This is a genomic window from Vreelandella andesensis (assembly GCF_003989795.1).
Taxonomy (GTDB): Bacteria; Pseudomonadota; Gammaproteobacteria; order Pseudomonadales; family Halomonadaceae; genus Vreelandella; species Vreelandella andesensis.
In genome coordinates this window covers 267,630-281,449 of record NZ_RZHG01000018.1, presented here as the reverse complement: position 1 = coordinate 281,449, position 13,820 = coordinate 267,630, and the positions used below count along the sequence as shown (strand labels likewise).

The 13,820-nt window shown below is 53.7% G+C and carries 14 protein-coding genes; 6 read left to right on the top strand and 8 right to left on the bottom strand.

Going from position 1 to position 13,820, the window contains the following annotated elements:
- Positions 1 to 8: 8 nt before the first annotated feature.
- The 7 genes from fliL to fliF all read right to left on the bottom strand — a co-directional run bounded on the left by fliL (position 9) and on the right by fliF (position 8,062).
- Positions 9 to 485 carry a flagellar basal body-associated protein FliL gene (gene fliL, locus ELY33_RS09465; protein WP_126947166.1) on the bottom strand — a complete coding sequence of 159 codons (477 nt, stop codon included), beginning with the start codon at positions 483 to 485 and terminating at the stop codon, positions 9 to 11.
- 168 nt (positions 486 to 653) lie between these two features.
- Entirely contained in the window at positions 654 to 2,588 is a 1,935-nt protein-coding gene (locus ELY33_RS17975; protein ID WP_208644221.1) for a flagellar hook-length control protein FliK, read from the bottom strand.
- A 23-nt stretch (positions 2,589 to 2,611) separates the two neighbouring features.
- Positions 2,612 to 3,064 carry a flagellar export protein FliJ gene (gene fliJ / locus ELY33_RS09455; RefSeq protein WP_126947163.1) on the bottom strand — a complete coding sequence of 151 codons (453 nt, stop codon included), beginning with the start codon at positions 3,062 to 3,064 and terminating at the stop codon, positions 2,612 to 2,614.
- A 2-nt stretch (positions 3,065 to 3,066) separates the two neighbouring features.
- Positions 3,067 to 4,455, bottom strand: a complete 1,389-nt coding sequence (gene fliI / locus ELY33_RS09450) for a flagellar protein export ATPase FliI (RefSeq protein ID WP_126947159.1) — start codon at positions 4,453 to 4,455, stop codon at positions 3,067 to 3,069.
- A gap of 92 nt (positions 4,456 to 4,547) precedes the next feature.
- Positions 4,548 to 5,312, bottom strand: a complete 765-nt coding sequence (fliH, locus tag ELY33_RS09445) for a flagellar assembly protein FliH (RefSeq protein ID WP_126947156.1) — start codon at positions 5,310 to 5,312, stop codon at positions 4,548 to 4,550.
- Entirely contained in the window at positions 5,305 to 6,312 is a 1,008-nt protein-coding gene (gene fliG, locus ELY33_RS09440) for a flagellar motor switch protein FliG (RefSeq protein ID WP_126947153.1), read from the bottom strand. The genes fliH and fliG overlap by 8 nt, the downstream gene beginning before the upstream one ends.
- The gene (fliF, locus tag ELY33_RS09435) at positions 6,305 to 8,062 is read right to left on the bottom strand and encodes a flagellar basal-body MS-ring/collar protein FliF (protein ID WP_126947150.1); all 1,758 of its coding nucleotides are present in this window, start codon (positions 8,060 to 8,062) and stop codon (positions 6,305 to 6,307) included. Before fliF ends, fliG begins: the two co-directional genes overlap by 8 nt.
- 257 nt (positions 8,063 to 8,319) lie before the next feature.
- On the opposite strand from fliF, the gene fliE reads away from it, so the two are divergent.
- Positions 8,320 to 8,646: a flagellar hook-basal body complex protein FliE gene (gene fliE / locus ELY33_RS09430; RefSeq protein ID WP_126947147.1), complete on the top strand. Its 327-nt coding sequence runs from the start codon at positions 8,320 to 8,322 to the stop codon at positions 8,644 to 8,646.
- A gap of 107 nt (positions 8,647 to 8,753) precedes the next feature.
- Here fliE and ELY33_RS18090 read toward each other — a convergent pair whose 3' ends face one another.
- Positions 8,754 to 9,161 (bottom strand): flagellar protein FlaG, encoded by a 408-nt coding sequence (locus tag ELY33_RS18090; protein WP_244208592.1) that lies wholly within the window; start codon positions 9,159 to 9,161, stop codon positions 8,754 to 8,756.
- A 401-nt stretch (positions 9,162 to 9,562) separates the two neighbouring features.
- Here ELY33_RS18090 and ELY33_RS09420 point away from each other — a divergent pair, with 401 nt between their 5' ends.
- The 5 genes from ELY33_RS09420 to ELY33_RS09400 all read left to right on the top strand — a co-directional run bounded on the left by ELY33_RS09420 (position 9,563) and on the right by ELY33_RS09400 (position 13,820).
- Entirely contained in the window at positions 9,563 to 11,254 is a 1,692-nt protein-coding gene (locus tag ELY33_RS09420; protein ID WP_126947144.1) for an HD domain-containing phosphohydrolase, read from the top strand.
- A gap of 209 nt (positions 11,255 to 11,463) precedes the next feature.
- Entirely contained in the window at positions 11,464 to 11,880 is a 417-nt protein-coding gene (gene fliS / locus ELY33_RS09415) for a flagellar export chaperone FliS (RefSeq protein ID WP_126947141.1), read from the top strand.
- Between the two features lie 8 nt (positions 11,881 to 11,888).
- Positions 11,889 to 12,308, top strand: coding sequence for a flagellar protein FliT (fliT, locus tag ELY33_RS09410; RefSeq protein WP_126947138.1), 420 nt, complete (start codon positions 11,889 to 11,891; stop codon positions 12,306 to 12,308).
- Positions 12,305 to 13,543: a flagellar hook-length control protein FliK gene (fliK, locus tag ELY33_RS09405; RefSeq protein ID WP_126947135.1), complete on the top strand. Its 1,239-nt coding sequence runs from the start codon at positions 12,305 to 12,307 to the stop codon at positions 13,541 to 13,543. The genes fliT and fliK overlap by 4 nt, the downstream gene beginning before the upstream one ends.
- Positions 13,527 to 13,820 (top strand): EscU/YscU/HrcU family type III secretion system export apparatus switch protein, encoded by a 294-nt coding sequence (locus tag ELY33_RS09400; protein ID WP_126947269.1) that lies wholly within the window; start codon positions 13,527 to 13,529, stop codon positions 13,818 to 13,820. The genes fliK and ELY33_RS09400 overlap by 17 nt, the downstream gene beginning before the upstream one ends.

The following is a 13,820-nucleotide window of genomic DNA, read 5'->3' as shown; positions in this document are numbered from 1 at the left end:
TCCCGGGGTTATTGCACAATGAATTCGGTAAACAGCACTTCCCGTAAGTCTAGGGGAGGCTGGTTTTCAGTAAGAGGAACGTGCAAGCGGCTGATGATTGCTTGGGCCAGCTCTTCTTTACCCTCAGTGGACGTTAATTCATTGGCCTGTTTGCCTGATAATAAAATAAGCAAGCGGCTACGCACCTGGGGCATGTGTTCTTCAATAATCGCCTTACTTTGCTCGTTACCCACCCGAAGCGTAATGCCGGTATAGAGCAAACGGGAGCCATAACGGTCATCCGCAAGATTGACAGTAAACGGGTCAATACGTGTAAAAACAGGCGGAACATGTTCAACTTTCTGCTGTGTTTCATCGTTGTCTGCATTTTCGCCGCGCTGATCCAGCACTAAATAAATAGCTGCCGCTGCACCCGCTGACGAAAGCAGTACCAACACAATCATTATCCAAAGCAGTTTTTTAGACCCGCCGCTTGCTTCTGCCATTTGTTGTTCCCATAAATTTCACCCATAACACTAGCCAAGCATTATGCCTAACGTTGTTACAGGTGATGAAATGAACAAGCTCATTGGATGAGCCTATCTTTTGGTTTAGTTACGTGATGTCGTGAACATCAGTGTCGTCATACTCAGCGTTAATCCTGGAATTAAACATTAAGCATAGAGGTCTACACGACCATCTTTCCGATCTTGGTCATCCGACTCAATAGGCGAAGGGGCACTATCGTTACCCAGTTCACCGCCTTGATTGCCAGGTGTTTTTCCTGGCGTTTGCTGGGCAAAGGCCTGTTCGTTCGGGGTCTGTTGCTCGCCAACTGACGTTTCGCCTAATGAGATGCCCTGTTCAGCAAGTGCTTCGCGCAGTTGCGGAATGGCTTGCTCAATGGCTTGGCGAACAGGGCCGTGTGACGACAAAAAGTGTGCCTGAGTGCCCTGTTCGGTCACTTTAAGCGTGATCGATAATGGCCCTAGCTCGGCAGGGTGCAGCTGCATTTTAACCTGATGCTCGCCGCCACGCTGAGCAAACTGAATTAACTGTTGCCCTAACTGGGAAGGCCAAGCAGGGCTGGTAAGCGGCGTGTTTAAGGTCGCTGTCGCTGGGCTGTTTGGCATTGCTTGGGTTTGAAGTTGAGAGGCAGGCAACACCTGTTCACTGCCTTTGCTGGTGCTGCTGGTGGTCATCGCCGTGTCTGCTTCAGCAAGTAAACCAGCTATCGCGTCAGCGCTCATGATCGGCGCTGATGCTAGTGCCGTATTGAGCGGAGACAGCGCATGCATGCCTGGCTGCATAGTCGTAAACGGCTGGGCTGAAATGGTTTCCAGCGACGCCGCTAGTACCGAGACGTTAGCAGGCGCGGTGGCTGCTTCCGCTTTCAATGTGTTAACGCTTGATGGGGTTAAGCGCGGGGTGTTGGTGCTGCCCGCCGCCAGGGCGCTAGTTAGCAAGGTGCTAGCGGCAGACTGAGCCAGCTCACCCGTGTTATTGGGTAATGCATTGGCTGAATTATTAGCAGGCAACGTCGACATCACTGGCGTAGCCGCATTGCTAGGCGGTTGTGCGGCTGAGCGTGGTGCTTCAGCTAAGGCTTTTTCACCGGTTAGCGCTACTTGCACATCCCGCGGCGCAGTGCTGGTGGAAGCATCTTGCAGTGTAGCCGCTGGAGTATTAGCAGGCGACGTCGGCATCACTGGCGTAGCCGCATTGCTAGGCGGTTGTGCGGCTGGGCGTGGTGCTTCAGCTAAGGCTTTTTCACCGGTTAGCGCTAGCTGCACATCCCGCAGCGCAGTGCTGGTGGAAGCATCTTGCAGTGTAGCCGCTGGAGTATTAGCAGGCGACGTCGGCATCACTGGCGTAGCCGCATTGCTAGGCGGTTGTGCGGCTGGGCGTGGTGCTTCAGCCGTGGCTTTTTCACCGGTTAGCGCTAGCTGCCCATCCCGCGGCGCAGTGCTGGTGGGAGCGTCTTGCAGCGTGGCCGCTGGAGTATTAGCAGGTAATGGCGCTACGGTAGAAGCTGCTTGAGCTGTTGCCGTGCCTGATTTCGATGCCGCCGTAGGCGCTGCGCTGTGAGCAGTCTGCGCACTGGAAGCCGCATCAATGTGGGTAGTTGGCGGCGTAGAATAAGACGCGATGAGGGCTAAACGTGAGGCGACTTCCTCAATAGTCATCCGCGTGGTGGTTTCTGCGCTTGTGCTGGTGAGTGACGAGGACGCTTGCTCTGGTGTCCGCGCGTTTTCTTGCTCGACGGATAGCATTTCTAGCGTTTGGGCAGATGCAAAGGTTTCAGCACCCGAAGATAAAGTGTCAGCAGCCTGCCCCTGAGCGGCGACCGTTGTTACCAGATTCGAAAGTGTTTCCTCATCCAGCTCGCGATCGAATGATGCTAATTGTTCAACGATATCGCGCAGTGGAACGGTAGGCGTGTTTTCAGCTTGGGCATTAGTAAGCGTGCGTGCTTGATGGCTGGCAGCCTGTGTAAACGCCTGAAGAAACATACCTTGCGCCGCACGCGGAGAGCTTGGGGTTGCAGAAGCACTTGATGGCGAGTTAGCCCCTTGGCCCTGCAGTGATAGCAATCGCTCAATAGTCATAAATACAGCTCCTTGGTGCGGCGCTAACGGGCATTATCGTTCGGCTGGCGAGCTAAACGGTTAGTCACAAAATCATCATTCGATTTTTGCTCATGACGTTCTTGGCGGCGATGCTCTTCTGATAAACGTCGTGATGTCAGCGTATCGTAGGAGGAGAGTTTGCGCTGTTCTTGCTGCCAATGCTGTTGGCTCTGCTCGACACGTTTTTGCTGAGCCACAAGCGCCTGCCGTGCCCGGCTGAGCGCGGCATCCAATGACGCTAGAAATTGCTGGTAATTGTACATGGTGGCAGGGTCGATGCCGTCGCGCATTGACTGCTGTAAGCGCTCGGCATATTCGGCCCGGTAGCGGTTAAGCGATTGAAGCTGTGCTTCTGTTTGTTGCTGCGTTTGCCGTTCTTCTGCCAGTACCTTCCCGGCTTTATCCCGGGCATCACGAGCTAAGCCTGTCAGCATGTCGAGCTGTGAATGACTCATCGCTAACCTCCCACTACCGCGTGCAGCGCTTGGCGTGATGCTTCGAGCGTTGCACACTCATCAATATTTTGCTGAAGAAAACGTTCCAATGACGGAAAGCGGTTTACCGCCTCGTCCAGTCTTGGGTCGTGCCCTGGGCTATAAGCCCCTACGCTGATCAAGTCACGATTGCGCTGATAGCGTGAAAAAAGTTGTTTAAAATTGCGCGCTTCTTGAAGCTGTTCAACTGAGTTAATGGCAGTCATCGCACGACTGATCGACGCTTCAATATCAATTGCTGGGTAGTGCCCCGCTTCTGCTAGCGTTCGAGACAGCACGATATGACCATCAAGAATTGCCCTGGCTGAATCGGCAATAGGGTCTTGCTGGTCATCACCTTCGGTTAGCACCGTGTAAAACGCGGTGATTGAACCACCGCCGCGCTCAGCGTTTCCGGCCCGCTCGACAAGCCCAGGTAACTTAGCAAACACCGAGGGTGGATAACCCTTAGTGGCGGGCGGCTCGCCAATCGCGAGCGCAATCTCACGCTGTGCCATGGCGTAGCGGGTCAGCGAATCCATAATCAGCAGAACGTTTCGCCCCGCATCGCGAAACCCTTCGGCAAGTCGCGTTGCGTAAGCAGCTCCTTGTAAGCGCTGAAGCGGTGACGTATCGGCGGGGGCTGCCACCACCACCGCACGCCTACGGCCTTCAGGCCCGAGAATATTGTCGATGAAGTCCTGTACTTCACGGCCGCGCTCGCCAATGAGCCCCACCACGATGACATCCGCTTGGGTATAGCGGGCCATCATGCCGAGCAACACTGATTTACCTACCCCTGAACCAGCGAACAGCCCCATGCGCTGGCCACGGCCAACGCTAAGTAGCGCATTGATGGCGCGGATACCGACGTCAATTTGTGCCTCGATAGGCGCGCGGGAAAGCGGGTTAAGCGGCGTCGCGTTAAGGGTTGCCCGGGGCGTATCCTCAAAACTTTCGCGGTCGTCTAATGGGTTGCCGTTGCCATCAAGCACTCGCCCCAGCAGGTCATCGCCAACCGGAAAACGACGTGCGCTGTGACCGCTGCCATCACTAAGCGGAGACACTCTGGCACCCGGCATAAGGCCAGAAATCTCTTCCAGAGGCATAAGAAACAGCTTGTCGTCGGAAAAACCAACGACTTCTGCTTCTGCATGTTTGTCGCTATCGTTCAAGCGCCCATCGGCGCCAGGTAACTCGATGCGGCAAGCACTTCCCACCGCTACGCGTAACCCCACGACCTCAATAACCATGCCAGTGGCTCGTATCACACGGCCACTGGTACGGTAGTGAGGCAACTGGCTAACGCGCTGCGTGGTACGGTGCAGTGCTCGGCGCCAGCGATAGAGGTGAGGACACGTCGCGTCACTCATTGCATTACCTGTTTCATCAACGATTGCATTAACCTTTTTATCAACCCTTTCATTAACGTTTTCATTAACGTTTTCATTAACGTTTTCATTAACTAAGAAGAGGATGAAGCGTTACTGTTGTGATGGCGCTTACGTAGCTGGGCAACCACCGACTGCCAGCGGCTTTCAAAGGTGGCGTCCAGCTCTCCTTTGGCACTGGTGATTCGGCAACCGCCACGAGCAAGCTGATCATCTGGCTGAAGCGACCAACTGGCTGCGTGTAGCTCGTTACCAAGATGCGTTTTAACGAGCGCATGATCTTGCGGGTTAAGCCAAAGGCGTTGCTTGCCCACCAGCGGTGGCTCGGTGTGCAGAAGCTCACGAACAATCTCAAGAATCTGCTCAGGGCTCTCTTGCAACGCATCTGCGGCTAACTGCTTGCCGGTGGCCAGTGCAAGCTCGGCGAGGTCATGTGCCACCGTCTCATCAATGCGTTCTAACGCATCGGAAAATTGTTTCGCGAGTGACTGAAGGGGGGCTACGGTCTTACGTATGTGCTGCTCAAGCTCTGTCTCTGCTTGGGCGCGCCCTTCGCTGAGGCCTTGTTCAAGGCCTTCTTGATGGCCGCGGGCTAAGCCAGCCTGATAGCCCGCGTCCTCGGCTTCCTGACGAACGCGTTCGTAAAGTGCCTGACGTTCCCGTTCTTCTCGTTGGCGCGCCTGCTCGGCGGCTTTCTTGGCAGCTTCTACTTTGCGTTGCTGGGCGGAAGGCGCTGGCATGCCGCTCTGTTGTGAGTCAGTCTGCTCAGCCAACTCATCCATCTGCCAGCGTCGCCAACTGCCGTGCCGGTCGAATTCAGGCGTTTTGGCGTTAGACATACTCATCGTCCCCACCCGCTAAGACGATCTCACCGGAATCCGCCAATCGACGCACTACCTGCAAAATAGCTTTCTGTTCGGTTTCTACCTGTGAAACACGAATAGGGCCTCGGGCTTCCATATCCTCGCGAACAAGATCCGCTGCCCGCTGCGACATGTTGCGCAAGAACTTGTCGACCAGCGCTTCCTGGGCACCTTTGAGGGCCACCACCAGGGAGTTGGTTTCGACTTCTTGAAGCACCATCTGGATGGCACGGTTGTCCAGGTCGAGTAGGTTCTCGAAAAGGAACATTTCGTCGATAATTTTTTGAGCCAAATCCTCGCTGTGCGAGCGAACGGTTTCGATGGCCACTTCTTCTTGAGACGAATTCATTAAGTTGAGAATTTCGGCTGCGGTTCTTACGCCACCCATTTTGCTGCGCTTGAGGTTTTGGCCATCCAGCATGCTGGTCAGCACTTCTGTCAGTTCTTGCAGCGCGGCTGGCTGAACACCGCTAAAAGTCGCAATCCGCAATACCACATCGTTACGCAGTTTCTCTTCAAATAGCTCGAGAATATCGGCCGCCTGGTGCCGGTCCAGATGAACCAAAATGGTGGCGATAATCTGCGGATGTTCGTCGCGGATTAGCTCAGACACCATGGATGCTTCCATGAGATTCAGTGCATCAATGCCTGAGTTGCCGCCCGTGGTCTCAAGAATATCTTCGATAAGACTGGTGGCACGTTCGCTACCCAGTGCTTTGGTGAGTACGGATCGAATGTGCTCACTAGAGTTGAGGTTCAGGGCTACAAACTCTTCGGATTCATTATGGAAGGCTTCCAGCACTGCCTTCATGTCTTCGTGTGAGACTTGATGCAAGCGGGCCATTTCCATACTGATGTCTTGTACTTCATTGGCGCTTAAGTACTTGAAAACCTCTGCTGCGCTGTCTTCGTCCAGCGCAAGCAAGAGAATGGCGCTTTTGCGTGCGCCGGTCATCTCGGCAATCGGGCTACTCATTTGTGTTCATCCAGCTGCGGATAATCATTGCGACCATGCGGGGGTCTTCCTGGGCCATTTCACGCAGGTCGTTAAGATTGTGTTCGTACAGCGAGGTCTTGCGACGCCGTTTGGGCTTGTTGCTGTAGGTATCTTCATTCTCACCAGACGCAGATGCTTCGTTCTCTTGCTCATCTTCTTCCCCGCCAACGCTGGCGCTAAATGTACTGCCAGGCATAGCGGCAGCCATGACGGGTGGCTGGGTATAGCGCTTGATCAGTGGCCGCAGAATCAACAGATAAAGCAACAGAGTTGCTAAAGCGACAAGCAGATAGCGGCCCAAGGTTGATGCGATGGACAGTGTTTCCGGCTGTTGCCACCAAACGATGTCAGACGTGCTGTCATCGACACGAGCGAAAGGCGTATTGACGACTTCCACTTGGTCACCACGCGCTTGCGAAAAGCCCATTGCCTGTTGAACCAAGCGCTCAAGCTGAGCCACTTCTTCAGGGCTGAGGGGGGCTTGCTCTACTTCGCCCTCGTCATTAACGACTTGACGGAAGTTCACGACGACCGCTGCCGACAAGCGCTCTACCTGGCCAAGGCGGTGCTGAATGTGTTCAATGCTGCGGTCAACTTCGTAGTTCACAACGTCTTCTTGACGCAGGTTTTGTAAGGCGTTTTCAGGTACATCAGCGCCTTCTTCATCTGCATCGGGTTGATTGATGAGCGCTGGTGCCACGCCTGGAGGGGTGTTGCTTAATGCCCCTGGGATGCCAGTTGCTAGCGGATCTTCACCATCGAAAGACAGGCTGAGCTGGCGGCTACGAACGGCAGACTCATTGGGGGCCTGGTTAGGTGCGTAGCGCTCAGAGGTTTGCTCACGGCGAGAGAAATCGATCTGTGCTGCTACCTGGGCTCGTACGTTGTCATTGCCGAGAATGGGAGACAAAATGTTTTCGATACGGCGCTGATAGGAGCGTTCGACTTCAGCAATATAAGCAAGCTGAGAGCCATCCAGGTCGTTTCCTTGTGCCGCTGTAGATGAAAGCAAGCGACCATTCTGATCCACAATGGTGACATCTTCTGGTGCCAGCTCAGGAACACTGCTGGAAACCATGTGGACGATGGCGCTGACTTGCCCCTCGCCCAGAACACGCCCAGGCAACATCGTCAGCACTACTGATGCTTTGGCTGGCTCACGATCACGAATGAAGACCGAAGGCTTGGCCATCGATAGGTGCACACGAACCTTATCGACGGGGCCCAGTGACTCAATGGAACGAGACAGTTCACCTTCAAGGCCACGTTGAAAGTTAACTTGTTCAGCAAACTGACTGATACCAAAGGCTTGATTTTCCATCAGCTCAAAGCCCAAGTTGCCGCCACGGGGGAGCCCTTGCTCAGCAAGTTGTAACCTTAGCGTATGCACCTGGCCGCCTGGAATTAACAGCGCTTGGCCGCCTTCGCTGAACTGATAGGGAACGCCACGGCTGTCCAGCTCGGCAATAATGCGACCGCCATCAGCTTCATTCAGGTTGCTATACAGAACCCGATACTCTGGGCTGCTGGCCCACATGAAGAGCGCGGCAATAATGGCGATAGAGGCAGCGGCAGCGACCAACAACACCACCAACGGGTTGCCGCGCAGCTGCTTTAATGTGCGCTCAACCGTTGATGGGCTTTGAGTATCACTTTCTGCCGTTCCACTGCGGGGTGCATGTTGTGTTGTACTGTTCTGACGGCCTGCCGTAGCACCAGTTTCGCTCATGCGTGCCTCCACGAAGGCAGGCAAAACTGACGACGGCTCAGGCGCATCACCAAAGAAGGCATAGGCTAATATCCGTCAATCGCGGTTATCCGCTAAAAAGATGAAGCGGAATTGTGATGGACGCCATTATCCTGGGGCAGGTCGAGCATAAATGAACGAACAGGTTGTCTTTTAAGGCGTATTTGTACGTATGAGGGTTCTGCTACCAGTGATAGGCTTTTGGTATTACTTCACCTTCCTTCGGATGAGGCGTGCTTATGAGTTCACCCGCCATACAATCAGCGCTACAGCAAATGCAGGGGTTAGCTACCCAAGCTGCCCAGCCCATTAAGGGCGAACATATTGCCACCGCGGTGGGTCAGGGCAGTTTTGGTAGCGAGTTGCAGGCATCCATTCAGCGTATCAATCGGTTGCAGCAGGCTGCTAACACAAAAGCGATGGCTTTTCAGGCAGGTGAGCCCAATGTTGAGCTAAGTGACGTGATGGTCGACATGCAGAAAGCCAGCGTTGCTTTTCAGATGGGATTGCAGGTGCGAAATCGTCTGGTAACGGCTTATCGCGACGTAATGAATATGCAGGTGTAGATAGCGCTTATTCGTTGTCATCGAAAAACGACGGGTAACATCAAGGGTGGGTGACTTAAGAAAGAGAGATCACTGGCTGTGGCAGAGCAACCTCTCCTATGGCTACATCAGGCTTTCAGAGAAATAATCTGCCCTTGTAATTCTTCCAGTCGCTCAGCGACGAGCAGCACTTCTTCGGCGGGTATTTGACGAATAACATCACCGGTTTCGCGGTCGATGACCTTCGTAATGACGCGTCCCGATTGCTCGCTCAATGCAAATTCCAGTCCTCGTGGCCGAAATGTTTCATTGATTCGCTGTATAGGCTCCGCAAGTGATTCTTTGCTTATGTTGAGAGGTTCGGTTTGCTCCCCGTTAATACGTGTCATGCCCGCAAGAGCAGGCGCCTGTTTTGGCAGAATGGCGGTTGGTTGGTGGTTGGCTAATTTGTCGCTGTTTGATTGAAAGTTGGTTGATTGATAGTTGGCTGATTGATAAGGCGTTGCTGCGATCGAGATTAGCTCATCAATTGACATTGGGCCCATAGGGAAAGTCCTTTAAAAGAAAGCCACGCGACGGGGTGGCAAAAAGGTAATAAGGCCGTCGAATCGTAGCTATGGGCCTCTTTATCGATATCGGCAGGCGCGTTACAAACTTTACCGTTTGTCTGGTGTGATCGTTTGCCTAGCGTGCCCTTTGGTTGTCACATCGAAAAAACCATCCATGCCGCCATCGCTGCTCTACTGTTGTTGCTCATTGACGATAGATAAATGAAATAGGTTGTAAGACCTTTAAGCTGGCTCTTTAAGTTGGTTGTTTAAGTTAGTTCTTTAGTAGGCATACGGCAGCCTAGGGGCTTCTGATATGCTCTGTCGCTTTTGGGTGTGTACGTAACAACGTGGCGCGTAATAACAACGTGGTAGTGAGCGAGACGAGAATGTCAGTCCAACAAGATGAGTATGAAAGTGTTACTAGCCCAACGGCAGTAAGCTCCCTTTTAAATACCATGATCGAAGGGGGAGGCGTGTCGCTTTGCTTGACCTCTGCGCAAGCGCGCCCAGAGCCCATCGTGTTAATGGAACAGCATGCCGGTAAGACGTTAGTGATGGACTTATCCTCAGTCGATCATCTATTAAGCCGTTTGCAGCAAGGTGAATCGTTTTTCCTGCGCGGTCAGTCCCAGGGCAAGGTAGTGCGCACGCCACTTCTATCGTTAACCGAAACCCGCCATGCAGGGGGGCGCTTTTTATGCTGCAGCGACTACCCCGTTACTCTGGAAGTGCTTCAACGCCGTGAATCGTTTCGCGCTGAACTGCGTTTAGGGATGGTTGTGCCTTCCTTTGTACGTGGTGAAAGCGGTGAAGGGGTTCATGGTGAGCTACGCGACCTTTCCCAAGACGGCTGTCAAATAGAGTTACCGCTGACTGCTAGTGGTGTGTTGGCCGACGCTGATCTGGCGTTAACGCTTGCCTTTACGTTTCCAGATGGCACCTATTTTGAAGTACAGGGAGTGCCTCGCCATCAAAAAACCGATGCTGAACGACATTTGCTGCGCGTTGGCTTCCGTTTTACCAATTGCACTTCCGAGCAAGAGCGGCAAATTTGGTATTTTGTTTGTGAAATAGAGCGCGAAGCCGCTCGCTATAAAAAAGAAGCGCAGGACGATCGTCAGCCGTCACCGCTATTCGAGCAGCCCGGCAAGCGTACGCTAGGGAATGAGCATGTCGGGCGGCGTGATGTTCGGCGATATGCAACGCCTATGGCGCGGCGCTTGGTGAAAGTAGCGGCTTACCTGGATGCTCAACTGCTGCTTTTGCAACAGGGTAGCGATATCGACTCCCGCCAGCTGTCACGCAATGCAGATCGTCTTTTGTTGCTTCATGAGGAAGACCGTGAAGCGCTGCTGTTTGCGACGCGTTGCCTGTCACCTGAGCCGCTGTTGGTTCGTCATGGAATTGCAGTCGCGGTGCATTTACTCGATTTGGTTGGCGCTAATATGCCCCATGACGTACGCAAAGCGATTGTGGCAAGTGGTTTAGTGCACGATCTAGGTAAAGCACTGGTTCCGCAAATACTGTTTAAAGCGCCGCAATTCGAAGCCACTCACCGTCAAGCCATGAGTGAGCATGTGTCATTGCTGTTAGATCGCCTTCAGCACTGCCAATGGCTTTCTGCTGCTGTTGCCCAGGCGGTGATTGGCGGTATTAATGAGCGGTTGGACGGCAGCGGCTACCCTGACGGCTTAACAGGTAATGATATCAACGAGTTGGCAAAGGCAAGTGCTGTTGTCGATGTGGTAGAAGCGATGCGGCGCGATCGAGCTGACCGACCCGCTAAAACAGTGCAGCAAATTTATCGTCATTTGCTGAGCCATCCTCATCAATTTGATCCCCGCTGGACCAAACGCTACATCAAGCATTTTAAGACACTGCCGGTGGGGTCGCTTGCGTATTTTTCCAGTGAACAGATGGCCTGGATTGTTCGCCTTGACGAGCAGGGCTCGCCAGCTGAAGTCACGTTGGCTCATCAGGCAGAATCGCCTATGCGCGACACCTTGGGCAATACGCTGCGCGGTGACGTTTTAGAACGGCTGGGTAAACCAACCCGAGAAGTGGCGGTGTCGACGTAACCAATTTGCCGCTATGGTTGCCGCTCTACAAAGAAAGCAAAATTTTCTGAGCGAAAAGTAAGGTAAACATTAAAGTCTATTAGCCAGATGCCGATAATAGTTATAAGTGAGCAAATAAGCTCGATTTTGAACGATACATAGCTAACGAGAAACAGCGCGAGCCGCTGATCATGTGGCTGTTGTTCACATTAATAAAGGAGAGCCCGCTTATGACATACTCTCGCGGTGGCGCCACTTATGGCCGAGGTGCCAATGCCTACGCCCGCGTTGGCGTAGAAAGCGGCGTTATGTCAGCTGATCCCCATCAGCTCATTGTAATGTTGTTTGATGGTGCTCAGGCGGCCATCCGTGCAGCGCGTATTCATATGCAGGCGGGCCATACGGCGGAAAAAGGGAAGTCGATTTCCAAGGCGTTAGACATTATCAATAACGGCTTGGCATCCGCTTTAGATCAAGAAAAAGGGGGTGATATTGCTGAGCGCCTTGCTTCTCTTTATGACTACATTTCCCGCTTATTACTCGCCGCTAACCTTCGAAACGATGAAGACAGCCTCAACCAGGCAGAACGTTTGCTTGAAGACATCGCCTCTGCATGGCGTGAAATAGGTCAACAACAAAGTGCGTGAGGCAAAGCATGTCGGTTTCTGAAACGGCTCGTGAAAATGCCCAGCAAGCGCTTATTGATGCGTACGCCGAGCTACTCACCTGTGTGACACAAATGCATGAGCTCGCCAATGCGGAGCAGTGGGCAGAGCTTATCGAGCAACGTACTCACTACGTGATGTCGGTTGAAGCGCTGCGCAAGCGCGATGGCGAGACGGTGCTTGACGATAATGCCCGAAAGCGCAAGGCAGAATTGCTGGAAAGCATTCTCGAGCATGATGTTGAAATTCGTCGTCGTCTGTTGGCTAGGCGAGATGAGCTAGGCAAGCTGATAGGTGTCTCGCAACGCCAGCGAAACCTGCATCGTGCCTATGCACCCCAGCAAGGCGAAACGGCACTGTTCAATACCGGTAGTCATCAGGAAAGCGACCAGGAGAAGGGGGTAACGTGAGTGGCATCACGCCACTTATCGATACGCTCATGCATCAGGTGCTTGGGCGCCAGGGCGAGCTCTCCCAACGCCCGCTCAATGCGCCGGTGCAGCCGATACCTCCGGGCGAAGGACCACGTGCGCTGCACGGCGATTCAAGCTTGGATGGGCGCCCTCTATCATCACCGCTCAATGATCTTCGGCGTCTTCCCTCTTCGCTGGATGGCCAGCGGCTGCCCGCGAAGGGAGAGGCCACCAACGCGCCACCAGGCTCGACGCAAACTCACTTTAGCCCAGCTGCGCGTACTATCGCTGATGTATTGCTGCGTTTTCCCGCACCGCCCGCGACGATACGTCCCCAAGCGCCATTGATGGGGTTGCAAGAAACACCCTCTGCGCCTGCGCTGGCGAATCGGCTAGAAAGCAGCATCCGTGACAGCGGCCTGTTTTACGAATCTCATTTAAAGCGCTGGTTTCAAGGAGCATCTTCACAACAACAGTTGCTGCGAGAACCGCAGATGCAGCCGGGCCCGCGACCTATACCGCCTGCCAGTGTTGCCACGTTTGTAATGTCTTCTCTGGCACCGAATGCCGCCGTGGGGGCAAGTAATACAAACGTTGCTATATTGCCGAACTCGCTGCTTGTACCTGTTTCAAGTGGCCACGCTGGCGTGATGCGACCTGCTCTGCCGATGTCAATGGATAACCTGCTCACAGCAGGTGCGCAGCGTGAAAGTGTGCCTGCCAATGTCTCTGCGAGCGTTTCTTCGAACGCTTCTGCCAGCATTGATATGGCCAGTGCGAGGGCAATTGACGACAGTTCGCTGGTGCGCGGTGGTCGCGAGATTGTCCATGAAAGCTTGCAGAGTCTGGTACGCCAGCAGCTCGATATGCTTGTGATGCCTGTTGTCCGCTGGGAAGGCGATGTTTGGGCCGGTATTTTTATGGCATTAGTTATTCATATGCCCACCCGAGAGGATGAGCGAGAAAGCACCCAGCAAGAGGCCGGCGGTGATGAAGACTGGCGGTCGGACATGCAGCTCGACGTGCCTAATTTGGGGGCATTTAGTGCCTCGCTCAGGCTTTCCAAGTCAGTGTTAAGCATTGATCTGACGACGGATGCTGCGTCAACGTATCAGTCTCTGGAGCAGGGGCTCGAGCGTTTAGAAAATCGCCTGCAAGCGCTAGATTTTCGCAGTGTTCAGGTAAAGGCGCACTATGCCAGCGTGGAGAGCCATGATGGCGACCTCGGGTGAGCATCGTCGGCAAGCCGTCGCGCTGGCCTATCAAAATAAAGACCAAGCGCCACGGGTGATCGCTAAAGGTTATGGCGAGTTGGCGGAACGGATTATGACAGAGGCCAAGCGCCAAGGGATTTATGTGCACGATGCGCCTGAGCTTGTGGCACTGCTTATGCAGTTAGATCTCGATGCCGAGATCCCTGCCAGTTTATATCAGGTCGTGGCGGAACTGCTGGTATGGGTCTTTGAGTTATCCGAAGTAGGGTTGACTTCTCGTCAAGAGCGTCAGTAG